15 protein-coding genes, 1 pseudogene and 1 riboswitch are annotated in these 18,631 nt (G+C 69.6%); of the genes and pseudogenes, 9 read left to right on the top strand and 7 right to left on the bottom strand.

Annotated elements, in window-relative coordinates; translation table 11 throughout:
• Positions 1–26: 26 nt before the first annotated feature.
• Entirely contained in the window at positions 27–1,169 is a 1,143-nt protein-coding gene (locus tag ACQHII_RS28265) for a glycoside hydrolase family 53 protein (protein WP_427921942.1), read from the bottom strand.
• Positions 1,170–1,229: 60 nt separating this feature from the next.
• Positions 1,230–3,236: a beta-galactosidase gene (locus tag ACQHII_RS28270; RefSeq protein ID WP_427921943.1), complete on the bottom strand. Its 2,007-nt coding sequence runs from the start codon at positions 3,234–3,236 to the stop codon at positions 1,230–1,232.
• Between the two features lie 222 nt (positions 3,237–3,458).
• Here ACQHII_RS28270 and ACQHII_RS28275 point away from each other — a divergent pair, with 222 nt between their 5' ends.
• The 5 genes from ACQHII_RS28275 (at position 3,459) to ACQHII_RS28295 (ending at position 8,646) form a co-directional block, all read left to right on the top strand.
• Positions 3,459–4,793 (top strand): ABC transporter substrate-binding protein, encoded by a 1,335-nt coding sequence (locus ACQHII_RS28275; protein WP_427921944.1) that lies wholly within the window; start codon positions 3,459–3,461, stop codon positions 4,791–4,793.
• The gene (locus tag ACQHII_RS28280; protein ID WP_427921945.1) at positions 4,790–5,779 is read left to right on the top strand and encodes a carbohydrate ABC transporter permease; all 990 of its coding nucleotides are present in this window, start codon (positions 4,790–4,792) and stop codon (positions 5,777–5,779) included. The genes ACQHII_RS28275 and ACQHII_RS28280 overlap by 4 nt, the downstream gene beginning before the upstream one ends.
• Positions 5,776–6,654, top strand: coding sequence for a carbohydrate ABC transporter permease (locus ACQHII_RS28285; RefSeq protein ID WP_427921946.1), 879 nt, complete (start codon positions 5,776–5,778; stop codon positions 6,652–6,654). The genes ACQHII_RS28280 and ACQHII_RS28285 overlap by 4 nt, the downstream gene beginning before the upstream one ends.
• A gap of 50 nt (positions 6,655–6,704) precedes the next feature.
• Positions 6,705–7,733, top strand: a complete 1,029-nt coding sequence (locus ACQHII_RS28290; RefSeq protein WP_427921947.1) for a LacI family DNA-binding transcriptional regulator — start codon at positions 6,705–6,707, stop codon at positions 7,731–7,733.
• 106 nt (positions 7,734–7,839) lie between these two features.
• The gene (locus tag ACQHII_RS28295) at positions 7,840–8,646 is read left to right on the top strand and encodes an HAD family hydrolase (RefSeq protein ID WP_427921948.1); all 807 of its coding nucleotides are present in this window, start codon (positions 7,840–7,842) and stop codon (positions 8,644–8,646) included.
• Between the two features lie 89 nt (positions 8,647–8,735).
• Here ACQHII_RS28295 and ACQHII_RS28300 read toward each other — a convergent pair whose 3' ends face one another.
• The 3 genes and pseudogenes from ACQHII_RS28300 to ACQHII_RS28310 form a co-directional block, all read right to left on the bottom strand.
• A complete protein-coding gene (locus ACQHII_RS28300) occupies positions 8,736–9,203 on the bottom strand; it encodes a transglycosylase SLT domain-containing protein (RefSeq protein WP_200711651.1) in 468 nt (155 codons plus the stop codon).
• Positions 9,204–9,206: 3 nt separating this feature from the next.
• Positions 9,207–9,378, bottom strand: a riboswitch (cyclic di-AMP (ydaO/yuaA leader).
• 263 nt (positions 9,379–9,641) lie between these two features.
• Complete coding sequence (locus ACQHII_RS28305; RefSeq protein WP_427921949.1) at positions 9,642–11,636, bottom strand: CocE/NonD family hydrolase; 1,995 nt, start codon at positions 11,634–11,636, stop codon at positions 9,642–9,644.
• A 15-nt stretch (positions 11,637–11,651) separates the two neighbouring features.
• Positions 11,652–12,819: pseudogene (locus tag ACQHII_RS28310) on the bottom strand (peptide MFS transporter).
• 208 nt (positions 12,820–13,027) lie between these two features.
• Here ACQHII_RS28310 and ACQHII_RS28315 point away from each other — a divergent pair.
• Complete coding sequence (locus ACQHII_RS28315; protein ID WP_093627373.1) at positions 13,028–14,038, top strand: polyprenyl synthetase family protein; 1,011 nt, start codon at positions 13,028–13,030, stop codon at positions 14,036–14,038.
• Positions 14,039–14,044: 6 nt separating this feature from the next.
• Here the strand turns inward: ACQHII_RS28315 and ACQHII_RS28320 are convergent, their stop codons facing one another.
• On the bottom strand, positions 14,045–14,572 hold the full coding sequence (locus ACQHII_RS28320; protein WP_427921950.1) for a hypothetical protein: 528 nt from the start codon (positions 14,570–14,572) through the stop codon (positions 14,045–14,047).
• A gap of 316 nt (positions 14,573–14,888) precedes the next feature.
• Here ACQHII_RS28320 and ACQHII_RS28325 point away from each other — a divergent pair, with 316 nt between their 5' ends.
• The 3 genes from ACQHII_RS28325 to ACQHII_RS28335 are packed head-to-tail and all read left to right on the top strand — an operon-like array spanning position 14,889 to position 18,019.
• The gene (locus ACQHII_RS28325) at positions 14,889–16,106 is read left to right on the top strand and encodes a LolA family protein (protein WP_427921951.1); all 1,218 of its coding nucleotides are present in this window, start codon (positions 14,889–14,891) and stop codon (positions 16,104–16,106) included.
• Between the two features lie 37 nt (positions 16,107–16,143).
• Positions 16,144–17,157, top strand: coding sequence for an ABC transporter ATP-binding protein (locus tag ACQHII_RS28330; RefSeq protein ID WP_427921952.1), 1,014 nt, complete (start codon positions 16,144–16,146; stop codon positions 17,155–17,157).
• Positions 17,144–18,019, top strand: a complete 876-nt coding sequence (locus ACQHII_RS28335; protein WP_427921953.1) for an ABC transporter permease — start codon at positions 17,144–17,146, stop codon at positions 18,017–18,019. The genes ACQHII_RS28330 and ACQHII_RS28335 overlap by 14 nt, the downstream gene beginning before the upstream one ends.
• Here ACQHII_RS28335 and ACQHII_RS28340 read toward each other — a convergent pair.
• Positions 18,009–18,617 carry a flavodoxin family protein gene (locus ACQHII_RS28340; protein ID WP_427921954.1) on the bottom strand — a complete coding sequence of 203 codons (609 nt, stop codon included), beginning with the start codon at positions 18,615–18,617 and terminating at the stop codon, positions 18,009–18,011. The two genes, ACQHII_RS28335 and ACQHII_RS28340, sit on opposite strands and share 11 nt — an antisense overlap.
• Positions 18,618–18,631: the final 14 nt, after the last annotated feature.

An 18,631-nucleotide genomic window follows, 5' to 3' on the forward strand; every position in this document is an offset into this window, starting at 1 on the left:
GGACACGTCACCCCACGAGCGGCCCTCTACGACCGGTAGCGCCCCAGCGTCCTCAAGCCCGGCAGAGCCCTGTCGTCGAAGTCGAACAGGGCAAGGTTCTCCCACGCGTTGCCGGACGTCGGGTCGGTCGGGTCCCAGCCGTCGCCCTTGCGGTAGGTCCAGAGGCCCTCCCAATAGCAGTAACCCAGCCCCTTCCCCCCGGGCACATCCACCATCAGGTCCGCCACCGTGCGCAGCCACGCCGCCTGGCCCGCCGGGGTCGCCGGGTAGCCCTCGGTGAGCTGTGAGGGGTCGTACATGATGTCGTTCGTCGCGTCCTCGCTCTCCAGCGTGAACGGGTACGCCGTCTCCGCGATCAGCACCGGCTTGTCGTAACGGGCCGCCAGATCCGCCAAGTTGGCCGCGGCAGCGGCCGGGGCGCCGTGCCAGAACGGGTAGTAGGACTGGGCGATGATGTCGAAGTCGACCCCGTCGGCCACCACGTTGTCGTACCACCAGCGGGACGTGCCGTTGTCGCCGCCCGAGGCGATGTGGAGCATCGTGCGGATGCGGGGGGTGGTGTCGCGCGCCGCCGTCAGACCCGCCTTCAGGAAGGCCGTCAGGTTGCCCCAACCCCCGGCGTCGTCACCCCAGTTCTTGCCGGTGGGCCAGAGCAGGCCGCCGTTGATCTCGTTGCCGATCTGGACCAGGTCGGCCGGAGTGCCCTGGCGGCGCAGCGCGCCCAGCACGTCGGCGGTGTGGTCGTAGACCGCCCTCGTCAGGCCCGCCACGTCCAGGTCCGCCCAGGCGGCCGGCTTGGTCTGGTGGGACGGGTCGGCCCAGGTGTCGGAGTAGTGGAAGTCGATCCAGATGCCGATCCCGGCCCGGCGCAGCCGCTTGGCCAGCGGGAGGATGTGCTTCTTGTTGTTGTAGCCGTCGGCCGGGTTCACCCAGACCTTGAGGCGGGCGTGGGTGACCCCCGCGTCGGCCAGGATGCGGATCGGGTCGTCCCGGCGGCCGTCCGCCCGGCGGTACACCGCGCCGAAGGCCTCGTCCTTGGGGAGCGACGAGATGTCCATCCCCCGGATCTCCAGCCGGCGCCGGTCGGCGGCGACGGCGGGCGCCGCACCCAGCACCGGCACCGCGAGCGCGGCGGCACCGGCCGCCGCAAGAACACTGCGTCTGCGCATTGCGAAGTTCCCCTTCACTGACAGAAAAGAAGTAACTGAGCTTCAAAGCAAGGGAGTTGATCAGCGCGGGTCGCGGAAGACCTCCACCCCGCCCGCCGGTACCGCCGCCCGGCTCCCGTCCGGCAGCACCACCTTCACCTCGCTCCCGGTGTGGTTCACCGCGAACCGGAACGTCCCCGACTCGCCCTCCCGTACGACGAGTTCGACATCGCGCGGCAGATCGACCGGCGTGATGCCCGCGTCCGCGAGGGCGAGGTCCACCACGGCGGCCAGGTCGCCGCCGGTCAGACGGGTCGCCAGGTACCACGCCGAACCCGACCCCACCGCGTACCGCGTCAGCGCCGCCCCGCCCGCCGTACGGCCGTCCGCGAAGACCGCGACCGTCTCGCAGCCCGCACCCGGGATCACGACCTCCGACCACAGATCCGCCGTGTACGACGACCCGTCCGGACCCCGCACCGACACCGTCTCGCCCGGCAGCAACGGGTCGAACTCCTCGACGGTCAGGCCGAGTACGTCCCGCAGCGCCCCCGGATACGCGCCCGGATGCAGCGTGTCGTTCTCGTCGACGATCCCGGAGAAGAAGGAGACCAGCAGCGTGCCGCCCCGCGCCACGTACCGCTCCAGGTCGGCGCCGACCCCCGCCGGAGCGGAGTACAACTGCGGTACCACCAGCAGCGGATACCGCTCCGGGTCCAGGTCCCCCAACCCCGTCGGCGGCAGGAAGTCCACCGTCAGGTGCCGGTCGTAGAGCGTCTCGTAGAAGGAGTCCAAGCGCTCCCGCGCGTCCAGGTCCTGGCTCGGCCGCCACTCCAGGCTCTGCGCCCACCACGAGTCCCACGACCACACCATCGCCACGTCACCGCGCGTCCGGGTGCCGCGCAGCCCGGCCCGGCCCAAGTCCCCCACCCGGCGCCCGAGTTCCGTCACCTCGCGCCAACCCCGGTTGTCCGTACCGGAGTTCGCCAGCATCGCCGTATGGAACTTCTCCGCGCCCGACTGCGACTGCCGCCACTGGAAGAACATCGCGCCCTCGGAGCCGCGCGCCACGTGCCCGAGTGAGTTCCGCGCCATCTCGCCGGGGCGCTTCGCGGGGTTGTACGGCTGCCAGTTGACCCCGGACGTCGCGTGTTCCAGCAGCAGCCACGGGCCCCCGCCCGCCACCGAGCGCGTCAGGTCCGCGGCGAGCGCCAGATTCACGTGCGTACGGCGGCCGTCGGTCATCAGGTAGTGGTCGTTGGTGACGAGGTCGACCTCCTTGGCCCAGGCCCAGTAGTCGACGGTCCGGCCCTGGCTCGGCGCGACCATGAAGTTGGTGGTGACGGGCACGCCGGGGGAGAGGCGGTGCAGGATGTCCCGCTCGGCGACGAAGTTGGCGCGGGCCTGCGCGTCGGCGAAGCGGTGGTAGTCGAGCTGCTGGGTGGGATTGCATACGGACGGGGTCGCGCGCGGCGGGGTGATCTCCTCCCAGTCGCCGTACTGCTGGCCCCAAAAGGCCGTTCCCCAGGCGTGGTTGAGGGCGTCGAGAGTGTCGTGGCGCTCCCGCAGCCAGCCCCGGAAGGCCGCCGCGCACACATCGCAGTAGCAGGCGAGCACAGGGGCGCCGTACTCGTTGTGGACGTGCCACAACACCACCGCCGGGTGGTCGCCGTAGCGCTCGGCCAGCGCCGTCGTGATCGTGGCCGCCGCCGACCGGTAGGCCGGGTTCGAGTGGCAGATCGCGCCCCGCGACCCGAAGGCCAGGCGCACGCCCTCGCGCGTCACCGGCAGCGCGTCGGGGTGCGCGCGGTAGAACCACGCCGGCGGTACGACCGTCGGCGTGCCGAGGTTCACCGCGATGCCCGCCCCGTGCAGCAGGCCGATCACCGTGTCCAGCCACTCCCAGTCGTACGAGCCCGGTCGCGGTTCGAGGCGGGCCCAGGAGAAGACGCCGAGGGAGACCGCCGTGACACCGGCCTCCCGCATCAGCCGTACGTCCTCCTCCCAGACCTCCCGCGGCCACTGCTCGGGGTTGTAGTCACCTCCGAAGGCGAGCGGCAGACGGTCGTGGGGGACGGGGGACGGCATGGGTTCACTCCCGAAGGTCAGCGGACAAGAAACGGCTGTTTCTGTGATCGTGCACATGGATGGTCGCGGCTACAACCCCTCAGCAACAAGTAGGTAACCCCAGGCGACATCCATTGACAAGGGTCCGAAACAATTCTCTACTGTGCACGGTCACAGAGCCGTGCGGAGCATGTGGGACCTCCGATGGGACATCGGGGACCGGCTCGCACTCAGTCAGGGGAGATGAAGATGTCGATCCACCGCCACCAGTTCAGCAGGCGCAGCATCCTTGCCGGGGCAGCAGCTGTCGGCCTCACCGGCACCCTCGCCGCCTGCGGCGGTTCCGACGACGACTCCGGCAAGAGCAGCGGGCCCGTCAAGCTGACCTACTGGTCCTGGGCGCCGAACATGGACAAGGTCGCCGCGATCTGGAACAAGAAGAACCCGGACATCACGGTCACCGTCTCCAAGCAGGCCGCCGGCAAGGACATCGTCTCCAAGCTGATCACCGCGAAGAAGGCGGGCAACGCCCCCGACCTCATCCAGGTCGAGTACCAGTCGCTGCCGACGCTGGTCTCGAACGACGTCCTCGCCGACATCTCGAAGTACGCGAAGTCCGCCAAGTCCGAGTTCGCGGAGGGCCTCTGGGCCATGGTGACGCTCGGCACGGACGCGGTGTACGCGATACCGCAGGACTCCGGCCCGCTGATGTTCTTCTACCGCGAGGACCTGTTCAAGCAGCACAACCTGACCGTCCCCGCCACCTGGGACGACTTCGCCAAGACCGCCCGCGCCGCCAAGAAGGCACTTCCGAACGCCTACTTGACGACGTTCTCCTCCAACGACCCCGGTCTGTTCGCGGGGTTGGCGCAGCAGGCCGGTGCCAAGTGGTGGACCGTGGAGAGCGGCGGCAAGTGGACCGTCGGCATCGACGACGCGGCCACCAAGAAGGTCGCCGACTTCTGGGGCGGGCTCGTCCAGGAGGGCGTGATCGACAACCAGCCGATGTACACGCCGGCTTGGAACAACGCCCTGAACAAGGGCACCAACATCGCCTGGGTCTCCGCCGTGTGGGCGCCCGGTGTGCTGGTCAGCTCGGCCCCCGACACCAAGGGCAAGTGGCGCATGGCCCCGCTGCCGCAGTGGAGCGCGGGCGAGGACGTCACCGGCAGCTGGGGCGGCTCCTCCACCGGTGTCTCCACCGACACCAAGCACGCCGAGGCCGCGACCAAGTTCGCGAACTGGCTGAACACCGACCCGGAGGCGCTGGCCGCCCTGGTCAAGGAGGCCGGCATCTACCCGGCCGCCACCAAGGGCCAGTCCGGCTCGGTCCTCACCACCCCCGCGTTCTTCCCGAACCAGACCGACTTCTACGACACCGCCGCGAAGATCGCCGCCACCACGGCCGCCTCCGCCTGGGGCCCGAACGTCCAGGTCGCCTACGACACCTTCAGCGACGCGTTCGGCACGGCCACCAAGGCGAAGAAGGCGGCCCAGTTCGACACCGCGCTCGCCACCATGCAGTCGGCGACCTTCACCGACATGAAGAAGCAGGGCTTCAAGGTGACCGAGGCATGACCGCCACTCCGCTCAAGGGCTCCGGCCGTACGTCGGCCGGGCCCTTGGCGGACGGCACCGCCACCACCGTCCGCCCCCGCCGCATCCGCCGCCGTGGCCGCAGCGCGCCGTACTGGTTCCTGGTACCGGCCGTGCTCCTGTTCGCCGCCTTCACCGTCGTACCGATCGGGTACGCGGTGTGGCTCAGTCTCCACAAGGTCCAGGTCAAGGGCATCGGCCTCGGCAAGGGCGCCCGTCAGCAGGTGTGGAACGGCATCGGCAACTACACCGCCGTCTTCGAGGACTCCGAGTTCGGCCACAGCGTCCTGCGCGCCTTCGGCTACGGCCTGATCGTCATCCCCACGATGCTCGGTCTGGCCCTGGTCTTCGCGCTGATGCTGGACACCCCGCGGGCGCGCAGCGCCAAGTTCGCCCGCCTCGCGATCTTCCTGCCGTACGCCGTCCCCGGGATCATCGCCGCCCTGATGTGGGGCTTCCTCTACCTCCCGACGGTCAGCCCCTTCTACTACCTGCTGCGCGAGTTCAACCTCCCGCAGCCGGACCTGTTCGACGGCGGCAACCTGTACCTGTCCTTCGCGAACATCGCGGTGTGGGGCGGCACCGGCTTCAACATGATCGTGATCTACACGGCCCTGCGCTCGATCCCGCAGGAGATCTACGAGGCCGCCCGCATCGACGGCGCCTCCGACCTGAAGATCGCGCTGCGGATCAAGATCCCGATCGTGATGCCGTCCCTCGTGCTCACGTTCTTCTTCTCGGTCATCGCCACCCTCCAGGTCTTCACCGAGCCCATGGCGCTCAAGCCGCTGACCAACGGCCTCTCCAGTTCCTGGAGTCCGCTGATGGCCATCTACGACGCCGCCTTCCTCAGGTCGGACATCTACGGCGCCTCCGCCACCGCGGTGGTGCTGGCCCTGGCGACCTTCGCGCTCTCCTTCACGCTGCTGCGCGTCTCCGACCGCTACACCCGGGAGGACCGGGCATGACCCCCCTCACCCTCACCGCCGACGCCGACCAGGGACTCCGTAAGCCCAGGCGCACCGCGTGGGTGCCCACCCTGGTGCTGATCCTCGGCTCGCTGTACTGCCTGATCCCCGTGGCCTGGGTGGTCATCGCGGCCAGCAAGGGCCACGGCGAACTCTTCTCCACCTTCACCTTCGCCCCCGGCACCGGATTCCTCGACAACCTCAAGGAGTTGAGCTCCTACCGGGACGGCATCTACTGGGAGTGGATGGTCAACTCCCTCTTCTATGCGGGCGGCGGCGCCCTGCTCTCCGCCGCGGTCTCGGCCGCCGGCGGCTACGCGCTGGGCCGATTCGCCTTCCGCGGCCGGGAGTTCGTCTTCAAGCTGATGCTGGCCGGCGTCCTGGTCCCGAGCATCGTCCTGACGGTCCCGCAGTACCTGCTCCTCTCGAAGCTGGGCCTGGCCGACTCCTACTGGTCGATGCTCCTCCCGTCGATCCTCTCCCCCTACGGCGTCTACCTCGTCCGTATCTACGCGGCGGCCTCCGTGCCCGCCGAACTCCTCGAAGCCGCCCGCATGGACGGCGCGAGCGAGTGGCGGATCTTCTCGCGGATCGCGGTGCCGATGATGATGCCGGGGCTCATCACGGTGTTCCTGTTCCAGTTCGTCGGCATCTGGAACAACTTCCTGCTGCCGTACGTGATGCTCGCGGACGACACCAAGTTCCCGCTCACACTGGGCCTCTACACCCTGCTCAACCAGGGTGCCTCACAGCCCGCCCTCTACACCCTGGTCATCATGGGCTGCTTCCTCGCGATCCTGCCGCTGATCGCGCTCTTCCTGGTGATCCAGCGCTTCTGGTCCCTGGACCTGCTGAGCGGCTCGGTCAAGGCGTGAGGCAGGCACCGAGCGCCGACTCCCCCCACTGAAACCCCAGAACGAGGACCATGACCACCAGTCCGAACGGACGCCGCAAACCGCCCACCATCCACGACGTGGCCCGGGAGGCAGGAGTCTCCCGGGGGACCGTCTCCCGCTTCCTCAACGGCGGCCACTACGTCTCACCGGCCGCCCGCACCGCCGTGGAGACGGCGATCAGGAAGACGGGCTACGTCGTCAACCGGCACGCCCGCTCCCTGAGCACCGGACGGTCGGACTCGGTGGCGTTCCTCCTCACCGAGCCGCAGGAGAAGTTCTTCGAGGACCCCAACTTCAACGTCCTGCTGCGGGGTTGCACCGAACACCTGGCCCGCCACGACATCCCGCTGCTCCTGATGCTGGCCTCCTCCAGGGACGACCGCCGCCGCCTCACGAGGTACATCACCTCGGGCCACGTCGACGGAGTCCTCCTCGTCTCCAACCACAGCGGCGACCCGGTCGCGGCCGAACTCCGCGACGCCGGCATCCCGTTGGTGGCCTGCGGCAAGCCGCTGGGCCCCGCCTCCAAGTACAGCTACGTGGCCGCCGCCGACCGCGACGGCGCCCAGGAGATGGTCCGCCACCTCATCTCCCGCGGCAGACGCCGCATCGCGATGGTCACCGGCCCGCTCGACGCCCCGGGCGGCCCCGACCGCCTGGCCGGCTACCGGGACGTCCTCACGGAGGCGGGCCTGCCCCACGACCCCGCACTCGTAGTGGAAGGCGACTACCGCCGCACGGGCGGCGAGGAAGCAGCCCGCAAACTCCTCACGCGGGCCCCCGACATAGACGCGGTGTTCGTGGCCTCGGACCTCATGGCCCTCGGAGTGGTCAACACCCTCCAGCAATCCGGCCGTTCGGTCCCGGATGACATCGCTGTCGGAGGCTTCGACGACTCGGCGGCGGCCACGGCGATCACCCCGGCCCTCACGACCATGCGCCAGCCCTACGACCGCATCAGCGCCGAGATGGTCCGCATGCTCCTGGCCCAGATCGCCGGCGAGGACACGGCCGGCGTGATCCTGCCCACCGAACTGGTGATCCGGGAGTCGGCATAACCGCCGTAACTGTCAAACCAACCGGAACTCGGGTCAACGCATGTGAAGGCAGCAGCCGTCCGGTTCGTGTCGAGTCGGTGGGGCGTTCCATCCGTATTCTCTGATCATGGCCGCACCCCTCGCATATGCACTGATCGCCACCGACCTGGACGGAACGCTGCTGCGCGGCGACGACACGCTCTCCGACCGGTCCCGCATCGCACTCGCGAGGGCGGCGGCGGCCGGCGCCCGGCACCTGGTCGTCACCGGCAGGCCCGCCCCGAGAGTGCGCCCGCTCCTCGAAGACCTCGGCAGCAGGGGGCTCGCGGTGTGCGGACAGGGCGCGCAGTTGTACGACGCCGGCGCGGACCGTCTGCTCTGGTCGGTCACCCTGGACCGTGAGCTGGCGGAGACCGCGCTCGGCAAGATCGAGGCGGAAGTGGGCCAGGTCTACGCGGCGGTCGACCAGGACGGAGTGGACGGCCTCACCCTCATCGAGCCCGGCTACCTGATGCCGCACCCCACGCTCCCCGCGGTACGGGTGGGCAGGCGCGACGACCTCTGGTCCGAACCGATCAGCAAGGTGTTGCTCCGTCACCCGGCCCTGGCGGACGACGAGTTGGCGTCCACGGCGCGCTCGGTGGTCGGTTCCCTGGCCTCGGTCACCATGTCGGGCCCCGGCACCGTCGAACTCCAGCCACTCGGCATCACCAAGGCGACCGGCCTCGCCCTCGCCGCCCGCCACTTGGGCCTGACCCCGTCCGACACCATCGCCTTCGGCGACATGCCGAACGACATCCCGATGTTCGACTGGGCGGCCCACGGAGTGGCGATGGCGAACGCCCACCCCGAACTCAAGGCGGTGGCGGACGAGGTGACGAAGTCGAACGAGGACGACGGAATCGCCCTGGTCCTGGAAAGACTCCTCAGCTGAAGGTCTTTCAGGGGCGCGGGGAACTGCGCGACCAGCCACGACGGCGGTGCCACTCAAAACACAACCCGTCGTGGCCGATCCAACAGTTTCTAGTAAGCCCCGTAAACGTTGTCGATGGACCCATACACGGCCGCCGCGTAGTTGCAGGCGGCGGTGATGTTCGCAACCGGGTCGTACGGGTCGAACGAAGTCCCGGCAACGTGATACGCGTTGAACGTCGGGTCGATCACCTGGAGCAGCCCCTTCGACGGCGTACCCGCCGCCGCGTTGGAGTCCCAGTTGTTGATCGCGTACGGGTTGCCGGACGACTCACGGATCACGTTGCGGTAGATCCCGTTGTACGTACCGGGAATCCCCTTCTGCGCCATGATCGCGAGCGACTCGCGGATCCACCCGTCAAGGGTGTTGGGGTACCCGGCGACCGTGGTCGACGAGGTCGTCGCGGCCGACGCGGTGGTCGCCCCCACGACGGGCAGTGCGAGGATCGCGACACCGGTACCGGCGACAACGACACGGCGGACGAGGCGAGCACGGCGGGACTGAGCGGATGCAGGCATGACGAGGTTCCTCTCCGTCGCCTGCGAGGTGAGCTGTCGGGTTCGGGCTGGGAGGTGCCCGGCCACGCCCTCACGGACGTGACTTAACCCCAAGCCGTCCCGGTCGAGCTGACCGGTCCGGCGACTTACCTGGGTCCCCCGCTCCTGCCGTGCGAGAAGTTCGTGACTGGGATGCCGGGCGGCGGCAGGATTCGGCGTTCCGCTCGACAGGCCCGGAAACTATGCGAGAGCACATGTCCGGAACAAGTGGCGGAATCACACCTAACCCCTATTGACCTTTGTCTGAGGCGTATGGGGCACTTGATCCTTTGCGTAAGCCAAGGTTCAACTGTCAATAACCACAAGGGGAAACGTAAAAACACAGGACCACAGGCCATGCACAGAAACGCGTGACCCAACTCACGGCAGGATTAAGAACGGCAAATCGGGCATTCATCCTCAACTGGCAGTTCTCGGAATCCTTTTCTCCCAAGTGCGGTGAAAGATCACTTCACCGCCCTCGGTGCAGATCACCTCATTCGAGGTAATAAAGTCCGTTTCGTCGCAAGTGATCTCGGACCGCGTCCGCACGGTGGTGTCCCAGCCCAGCTCCGGCCGATGCAGCCGGATCGTCCAGTCGGACCGCGTCCGGGCGGACAGCGGATCCGACTCGTCGATCGTGTACGTCTCCAGCGCGTCCTCGGTGAACTCCAAGCCGTCCGGATACACACGCGTGCCGCCGTACCGGGGATCCACCTCCAGCCGCCACTCGCCCTTCGCCACATCCCGTACGACCAGCCGCTCGGGCCGCGGCTCGTCCAGCGTGGCCGGGTAGTTGACCCCGATCGGCGCGGCCTCCTCGGGCTCGTCGAAGCGAATAGGAGCACCCAACTCCCGCTCCCGCACCGGAAGTTCCATCGCGCTCCCCTCCGGATCCAGCGTGAACCCGGCCCCCGACTCCGGCTGCGGCCAGATCCACGGCCAGTACGCCGACGACACTGCGAGCCGGATCCGGTGCCCGGGCGGAAAGGCGTGCCCGATGCCGTTCAGCTCGAAGGTCACGTCCTCCGTGGCCCCCGGCGTCCACGGCACCGCCCGATCCCGCCCGAACCGAGCCGACAGGTTCAGCGCACCCCGGGTGACCAGCGTCGACGAGCCGTCCGGCGCGACATCGCACAGTCGCGCGATCACCTGCCCGCGCGGCACACCGCAGGTCAGCCGCAGCCGCACCCTCGGCCGCCCCAGCACCCACGTCTCGGCCGGCACCTCGAACTCGAAGCACGCCGACCGGGCGTCCTCGTCCCGCTGGTCCGGCGGCAGATCGGCGTCGTTCCCGAACGGGAAGAAACGGCCCGCGTCCACCCCGGTGTGCATGGGGGAGCGGACCAGCACGGGCGCACCCCGGAGGCCGTACGTCGTCGTCTTCACGTTGGGCGAGGGCCACGCGGGCTCGCCGAGCCAACGGCCCGGCAGGGTGTCGTAGACCGTGGCGGGAGGGTGCGAGTCGCTGACGTAGGCCCGTAGCGGAGGCTCCTCCATGACCCCCGTGTCGATGTCCTTCAGCCAGTGGTCCCACCAGCGCAGGGTCTCCTGGAGGAAGCCGATCGCGGGACCGGGAGGCAGCCCCCGGTCCGGGTACTGGTGCGACCACGGCCCGATCAGGCCGCGCACCCGTTCCGGCGGGAGGTGCTGGAGAAGTCGTAGGACCGTGTCACGGTACGGGTCGTGCCAGCCGCCCACCGCCAGGACGGCGGCGCCGATCGCGCCGTAGTCCTCGCAGACGCTGCCGTGCTTCCAGTAGTCGTCGCGGAGCTGGTGGGCGAGCCAGGTGTGGATGAACGGGTCGATCCGTTCGAGGCGCTTGAGCCACAGGTCGCGCCAGACCAGGCCCGCGTACTCGGGGTCCGGCGGGCGCGCGACGAAGGCGAGCATGGTGGCGGCCCAGGCGTGCAGGTCGACGGCGAGGGCCGAACCGCCCATGTAGTGGACGTCGTTGTCGTAGCGGTCGTCGGTCGAGCAGACGGTGACGATCGCCTTCAGGGGTTCCGGCGCGAGGGCGGCGATCTGGAGGGAGTTGAAGCCGCCCCAGGAGATGCCGAACATGCCGACCTTGCCGGTGCACCAGGGCTGCGCGGCAAGCCAGTTGACGACCTCGACGCCGTCGGCGAGTTCCTGCGCGTCGTACTCGTCGCCGGGCGCGCCCTCGCTGTTGCCGTGGCCCCGGACGTCGACCCGTACGGAGGCGTAGCCGTGGCCCGCGTACCAGGGGTGGCGCTGGGCGTCCCGCGGCGCGGTCCAGTCGGTCAGGCGGTACGGGAGGTATTCGAGGAGCGCCGGTACGGGTTCGTCCGTCAGCGGGCGCCACACGCGCGCGTAGAGGCGTGTTCCGTCGGGCATCGGGATGCGGATGTCCTCGTGGGCCGTCTCGTGGGGGAAGGACGTACGGATGCGCATGGGGGACCCCTGGGTTCAGTGGACCGGGTGCATGGTGCGGCGCAGCCAGGGCGCGGCGGCCATCACGGCGAGGCCCGCGGCCACCGCGATCGCGCCGTTGACGCCGAAGTAGGCCGGCTTGGAGACGTCGTCGTAGAGCTTCACCGTCTGGGCCTGGATGCCGTTCGCGAGGGCGAGGGACAGGAACCAGAGGGACATGGTCTGGCTGGAGAAGGCGGCCGGGGCGAGCTTCGTGGTGGCCGACATGCCCGAGGTCTCCAGGAGGATGTCGCCGAGGCCGAGCAGGAAGTACGAGCCGACGAAGTCGGCCGCGTTCCTCGGGGGTCACGCGGGGGCTCATGAACATCACCGCGAAGTAGACGACCGGAGCGATGACCGAGATGACCGTGAGCAGGTCGACGAAGCGGCCCATGGTGAGCCGGCCGGCGAGGGACAGCGCGGTCGCGAGCACGGCGGCCGCCAGGATTCCTACGACGATCAGCCGTACCGCGCGGCGCAGCGCGTCCGGTGCGAGTGCGAACTCGGCGGTGTTCCTGCGCCCGGCGAGATGGCGGCGGCCGGCGACGTACTGGATCAGCCCGAAGGTCATGCCGATCGCGGCGGCCGAGAAGCCCCAGTGCCAGCCCTCGTGGTCGCCGAGCCAGCCGGTGATCAGCGGGCCCGCGAAGGCGCCGATGTTGATCGCCATGTAGTAGAGCGCGAATCCGGCGTCCCGGCGTTCGTCGTCGGTGCGGTAGAGCTTGCCGACCATGGTGGCCACGTTGGGCTTGAGCAGGCCGGTCCCGGCGCTGATGAGGCCGAGGCCGGCCCAGGTCATCGTGCCCGTGGGGACCGCCATCGCGTAGTGCCCGCAGGCGATGAGGACCCCGCCCCACAACACCGCGCGGTACGAGCCGAGGATGCGGTCGGCGAGCCAGCCGCCCGCGACCGAGACGAGATAGACCAGGGTTCCGTAGGCTGCGGATACGGATGCGGCCGTTCCGGACGACATGCCCATGCCGCCGTGCGCGACGGTATCCGCGAAGTAGAGGACGAGGATGGCCTGCATGCCCAGGAACGAGAAACGCTCCCAGACCTCCAGTCCGGAGAGCGTGAGCAGCCCCTTGGGCTGGCCGAAGAAGGCGTGGTCGTCCCCGGGGGGCGGCTGGTCGGCGGGCTCGGCTTCAAGCGCGGTACGAGACACGATTCACCGCTTCCACCCAAGTCGATAAATATCCGTTCTTATCAGGTGATCAAAAACATACCGGTCATGATCCGATACCGCCTGGGGTGGACGGGGTGGGCGGCATGGGTGATCGAAAGCCGACCGGATACGCTGACTTGAGTGATGGCAGCGACCTATCGACAATCCGTGTGACCGCCCAGGGACACCAGCAGACAGGAGACCCCTCGTGACCGTCGTCGGGCCGTTCGGGCTGAGCGTGCGGGACCAGGCTCTGGAAGCCGATGTCCAGGCCGGAATGGCGGCAGTCGAGGAGGGTCTGCTCGAAGCCACCAAGAGCGAGGTGCCCTTCATCACGGAGGCCGCCCAGCATCTCGTGCGCGCGGGCGGGAAGCGGTTCAGGCCGCTCCTCGTGATGCTCGCCGCGCAGTTCGGCGATCCCTACGCGCCGGGTGTCGTGCCCTCGGCCGTCGTCGTCGAGCTGACCCACCTCGCCACGCTGTACCACGACGACGTGATGGACGAGGCGGCCGTGCGCCGGGGCGTGGAGAGCGCCAACACCCGCTGGGGCAACTCCGTCGCGGTCCTCACCGGCGACTTCCTCTTCGCGCGCGCGTCGCACACCCTGGCCGACCTCGGCCCCGAGGCGGTGCGCGTGCAGGCCGAGGCGTTCGAGCGTCTGGTCACCGGCCAGATCCTGGAGACCGCGGGACCGTCCGACGGGCGCGACCCGGTCGAGCACTACCTCGACGTGCTCGGCGGCAAGACCGGCTCCCTGGTCGCGGTCGCCTGCCGGTTCGGCGCGATGATGTCCGGCTGCGACGAGACCGTCGTCGACGTCCTCACCCAGTACGGCGAGCGCCTCGGCGTCGCCTTCCAGCTCGCCGACGACGTCCTGGACATCGCCTCCGACGGCCACGAGTCCGGCAAGACCCCCGGCACGGACCTGCGCGAGGGCATCCCCACCCTGCCGGTGCTACGGCTCCGGGAGCGCGCGGACCGCCTGGGCCTGGCCGAGGACATCGCCCTGTGCGAACTCCTCGACTCCGACCTCACGGACGACGACCGCCTCGCCGAGGCCATCTCCCGGCTCCGCGACCACCCGGCCCTGGAGCAGGCCCGCCGCGACACCGTCCGCTACGCGGAGGACGCCCGCGCGGCCCTCGCCCCGCTCCCCGAGTGCGACGCCAAGGTCGCCCTCCTGGAGATGTGCGACGCGGTGGTGCACCGCGCGGGCTGAGCCCGTTCAGTAGCCGCTCCCTCCCGTGCTGCCGGAGGAGGTGGTGGCCGTGGCCCTCGCTCCGGTGGGCGTCACCGCCCACCAGGTGCCGTCCACGCCCTGGCCGTAGGCCTCCTTGGGCTGGTCGTCCTTGGCGTACCGGTAGAGGGGCCACCCGGCCAGCGTGAGCTGGGAGGTCCCGTCGGAGCGCTTCACCGTCGAGACGAGCTTCCTGTCGATGCCCTTGACGGTGACGGAGCCCTTGACGGTCGCGGCGGGCCAGACCACGGCACAGGTGCCGTAGCAGCTGACCTTCGTCGGGTGGATGGAGTCGGCGTCGAAGCGGTAGAGGACGTACCCCTTGCTGTCGGTCACGACGGTGCCCACCTTGCCGACCTTGGCGGTCATGAGGGTCGTCGACGTGGTGACCGCGGCCGGAGCGCCGGCCGAGCCGCCGTTTCCACCGCCGCCGCTGCTTCCGCATCCGGCGAGCGCGAGTGCCAGGACCGCGGCGCCCGTGGCCGCGTATCCGGTGAGGTGCTGGGTGGCGTGCATGGCGACCCCTTCGGTCGATGCGGTGTGCTGCCACCCATATGTACGGATTCGAGAAGGTTTCTACTCGATGTCGGTCAACTGCCCTGCGCGGGCGGCGTCTTCCCCCTAGGGGTTTCGAGGAGGCGCCGCCTCCGCGTGTCATACCCCAGTCGTACGCGGAGTTGGCTCCCGGGTCTGACGCTTATCCCCGGTGGATTTGGTCAGATGGAGAACACGGAAATCACCACTCCTCACCGATTCGGGTGAGAATGGCGGCACAGGGTGGGACGAGTGCAGGACGCGACAGGCCGCCGCCGACGACGGAGGTAAGGCAGACATGGCACCGTACGAAACCGACGACAGCACGGACACCGGAGAGGCCGACGAGCTCCGGTCCGGGCGGCGCAGGGCGGCGCGGTACATCGTCCCGGTCACCGTGGTGGGGGTGGCGGCGGCGACCATCGGACTGGTCCCGGCGCTCGCCGACTCCGGCGACCCGAATCTCCCGAAGATCACCGCACAGCAGCTCCTCGACAAGGTCGCCAAGTCGGACGTCCAGCAGCTGTCCGGCACCGTGAAGATCAGCACGGACCTGGGCCTGCCCGACCTCGGCGGCCTGGAGAGCAGCATGCTGTCCGGCGCCACGAAGTCCGGCGACGGCTCCTCCGCCGACCCCACCGCCAAGCTCACCGAGCTGGCCTCCGGCAGCCACACCCTGCGCGTCGCGGCCGACGGCCCCGACAAGCAGAAGGTCTCCCTGCTGGAGAACGCGGCGGAGTACAGCCTCATCCACAACGGCAAGGACGTCTGGGGCTACGACAGCCAGTCGAACGAGGTCTACCACGCCACGACCTCCGCCGACACGGCCAAGAGCGACGAGACCCGGGCCACGCCCAAGGGCCTCACCGACGAGGCGCTGAAGTCGGTCGACGACACCACCTCGGTCACGGTCGACGGCACGGAGCACGTCGCGGGCCGCGACGCCTACAAGCTGCTGATCAAGCCCAAGCAGTCCGGCACGACGGTCGGCACGATCAGCGTCGCGGTGGACGCCAAGACCGGCCTGCCGCTCAAGTTCACGCTCACCCCGGCGAGCGGTGGCGCGGCCGTCGTCGACGTCGGCTTCACCCAGCTCAGCCTCGCCAAGCCGGCCGCCTCGACCTTCGACTTCAAGGTGCCCAAGGGCGCGAAGGTCACCACGGAGGACAGCGCGCAGAAGGCGACTCCGGACCACTCCGCCCCGTCCGGCAAGAACGACAAGACGGACAAGGGCCTCGGCAAGGGCACCGACGAGCCGACGGTCCTCGGCAAGGGCTGGAACTCCATCGCCGTCTTCGAGACCGGCGGCCAGGGCATCCCGACCGGCGGCTCCTCGTCCGGCGGCGACCTCGGCGGCTTCCTCAGCTCGCTCGGCGACCAGGTGAAGGGCTCCTTCGGCTCGGGCACTGTCTACTCGACCCGGCTGATCAACGCCCTGGTCACCGACGACGGCAAGGTCTACGTCGGCGCGGTCACCAAGAGCGCGCTGGTGAAGGCGGCCGACGCGGCGAAGTAGGCAAGTATCTTGTGAAGCACGGGAATTGAGGGAGCCGATGGACGAACCGTCCGCCACCGAGCCGGAGTCCGAGCAGGGCTTTGGCCCGGAAGGGGAGTCGGGGCAGGTGATCGCGGGCGACGGCGGCATCATCGCCACCCGCGGCCTCACCAAGCGCTTCCGCGGCGGACAGCTCGCCGTGGACGGTCTCGACCTGACCGTCCCGGCGGGCAGCGTCTTCGGCTTCCTCGGCCCCAACGGCTCCGGCAAGACCACCACCATCCGCATGCTGATGGGCCTGATCGAACCCACCTCCGGCACGGCCCGCGTCCTCGGCCGCCCCATGCCGAGATCCGTCCGCACGGTCCTGCCGCACGTCGGCGCCCTGATCGAGGGCCCCGCCCTGTACGGCTTCCTCTCCGGCCGCGACAACCTCCTGCGCTACGACGCCGCCGACCCGACCGCCGACCCGCGCACCCGGCGGGACCGCGTCGCCGCCGCCCTCGACCGGGTCGGCCTGATGGCGGCCTCCGGCAAGAAGGCCAAGGCCTACTCCCTGGGCATGAAGCAGCGCCTCGGCCTCGCCTCCGCACTGCTCCAGCCCCGCAAACTGCTCGTCCTGGACGAGCCGACCAACGGCCTCGACCCGCAGGGCATGCGCGAAATCCGTTCCCTGATCCGGGAGTTGGCCTCCGACGGCACGACGGTCTTCCTCTCCTCCCACCTCCTGGACGAGATCGAGCAGGTCTGCACCCACGCGGCCGTGATGGCCCAGGGCAGACTGATCACCCAGGGCTCGGTGGCCGAGCTGGCCGCGGGCACGAGGGGACGGCTGTTCGTGACGACCCCCGACACCGGCGACGCGGCCCGGGTGCTGAAGGAACAGGGGCTGGCCGACGTGGTCGTGGCCGATGAGCGGGTGACGGCCGAGCCGCCGGACCGTGAACTCGCCGAGGTGAACAAGGCGTTGGTGACCGCCGGGGTCCGCGTCCGCGGCTTCGGCGTCGAACGGGCCTCCCTGGAGGACGCGTTCGTGGCGCTCACGGGAGAGGGCTTCGATGTCGCAGGCTGACCTCGCCGTACGGGCGCCGCGCCTGGTGTGGACCTTCGGACTGCTGCGCAGCGAGCTGGTGACCACGTTCCGCCGCTGGCGCACCCTAGCCCTGCTCGGCGTCCTGGCCGCCGTGCCGATCCTGGTCGGCATCGCGGTCAAGCTGGAGACCCAGGACGGGGCCGGGCCCGGACGCGGGGACGGCGGGGGAGGGCCCGCCTTCATCGCGCAGATCACCAACAACGGCCTGTTCCTGGTGTTCACCGCCCTGGCCGCGACCCTGCCGTTCTTCCTCCCCATGGCCATCGGGGTCGTCGCGGGCGACGCGATCGCCGGCGAGGCCAGCAGCGGCACCCTCCGCTACCTCCTCGTCGCCCCGGCCGGCCGCACCCGACTGCTGCTCACCAAGTACGCGACGGTGATGACGTTCTGCCTGGTGGCCACCCTGGTCGTGGCGCTCTCGGCGCTCACGGTCGGGGCACTCCTCTTCCCGCTCGGGGACCTGACGACGATCTCCGGCACCCAGATCAGCTTCGCGGACGGCCTCGGCCGGGCCCTGCTGATCGCGCTCGTGGTCGCCGCCTCCCTCATCGGCGTGGCGGCCCTGGGGCTCTTCGTCTCGACGATGACGAGCAGCGGCATCGCGGCGATGGCGACGACCGTGGGCCTGCTGATCACCGTCCAGATCCTCGACCAGATCCCCCAACTGCACGCGCTCCAGCCGTACTTCTTCTCCCACTACTGGCTGTCCTTCGCCGACCTCATGCGCGACCCGGTCTACTGGGACGACCTGGTGAAGAACCTCGGCCTCCAGGCGCTGTACGCGGCGGTGTTCGGCTCGGCGGCGTGGGCGAGGTTCACGGCGAAGGACATCACGGCGTAGGGGCGCCCGGTCGGCCCTCGGTCTCGTGGGGGAAGCGGGCGAGGGCCGCGTCCCGCGCGAAGAACGTCTTCGCCCGGGCCAGTGCCCGGGTGTCCTTCAGGATGTCGCCGCGCGCGCTGCCGTTGCCGAGGAGGACCCCGCCGAAGCGCATCTTCAGGTAGGCGGCGGAGTTGTGGAGCAGACCGTTCAGCGGGTCGGCGACCGACTCCTCCTCGTCGGCGAGGACGGAGACGCCCCAGAGGGTGCGGCCCGCCATCGTCGCCCTGAAGTCGGCGCCGGGGACCCGCAGCCAGTCGGACCAGTAGTCCAGGTAGCGCTTGGTGAGACCAGACACGGAGTACCAGTAGACCGGCGAGGCGATCACGATGTCCGTCGCGGCGAGGGTGGCGTCCAGGAGCTGCCCGACGTTGTCGTCGGCGGGCGGCTGGACGGGACCGTCGTGCCGGATGTCCACGAAGTCGGGGAGCGGGTGCTCGGCGAGGCGTATCCACCGCTGCTCGACGTCCGGGGGGAGCTGCTCGGCGGCCCGGCGGGCGAGCAGCTCGGTGTTGCCGTCGGTGCGGGCGCTGCCGAGGACGAACAGGAAGCGGCGGGTCATGGGTCCCTCGGAGA

Source organism: Streptomyces sp. cg40, assembly GCF_050320165.1.
Classification (GTDB): Bacteria; Actinomycetota; Actinomycetes; order Streptomycetales; family Streptomycetaceae; genus Streptomyces; species Streptomyces hokutonensis.

Excerpts from the sequence above, each read along its gene's own strand:
- ACQHII_RS28330 (WP_427921952.1), top strand. The coding sequence starts at position 16,144 with ATGGACGAACCGTCCGCCACCGAGCCGGAGTCCGAGCAGGGCTTTGGC.
- ACQHII_RS28280 (WP_427921945.1), top strand. The coding sequence starts at position 4,790 with ATGACCGCCACTCCGCTCAAGGGCTCCGGCCGTACGTCGGCCGGGCCC.
- ACQHII_RS28270 (WP_427921943.1), bottom strand. The coding sequence starts at position 3,236 with ATGCCGTCCCCCGTCCCCCACGACCGTCTGCCGCTCGCCTTCGGAGGT.
- ACQHII_RS28325 (WP_427921951.1), top strand. The coding sequence starts at position 14,889 with ATGGCACCGTACGAAACCGACGACAGCACGGACACCGGAGAGGCCGAC.
- ACQHII_RS28265 (WP_427921942.1), bottom strand. The coding sequence starts at position 1,169 with ATGCGCAGACGCAGTGTTCTTGCGGCGGCCGGTGCCGCCGCGCTCGCG.
- ACQHII_RS28335 (WP_427921953.1), top strand. The coding sequence starts at position 17,144 with ATGTCGCAGGCTGACCTCGCCGTACGGGCGCCGCGCCTGGTGTGGACC.
- ACQHII_RS28300 (WP_200711651.1), bottom strand. The coding sequence starts at position 9,203 with ATGCCTGCATCCGCTCAGTCCCGCCGTGCTCGCCTCGTCCGCCGTGTC.
- ACQHII_RS28305 (WP_427921949.1), bottom strand. The coding sequence starts at position 11,636 with ATGCGCATCCGTACGTCCTTCCCCCACGAGACGGCCCACGAGGACATC.
- ACQHII_RS28340 (WP_427921954.1), bottom strand. The coding sequence starts at position 18,617 with ATGACCCGCCGCTTCCTGTTCGTCCTCGGCAGCGCCCGCACCGACGGC.
- ACQHII_RS28285 (WP_427921946.1), top strand. The coding sequence starts at position 5,776 with ATGACCCCCCTCACCCTCACCGCCGACGCCGACCAGGGACTCCGTAAG.
- ACQHII_RS28275 (WP_427921944.1), top strand. The coding sequence starts at position 3,459 with ATGAAGATGTCGATCCACCGCCACCAGTTCAGCAGGCGCAGCATCCTT.
- ACQHII_RS28290 (WP_427921947.1), top strand. The coding sequence starts at position 6,705 with ATGACCACCAGTCCGAACGGACGCCGCAAACCGCCCACCATCCACGAC.
- ACQHII_RS28320 (WP_427921950.1), bottom strand. The coding sequence starts at position 14,572 with ATGCACGCCACCCAGCACCTCACCGGATACGCGGCCACGGGCGCCGCG.
- ACQHII_RS28295 (WP_427921948.1), top strand. The coding sequence starts at position 7,840 with ATGGCCGCACCCCTCGCATATGCACTGATCGCCACCGACCTGGACGGA.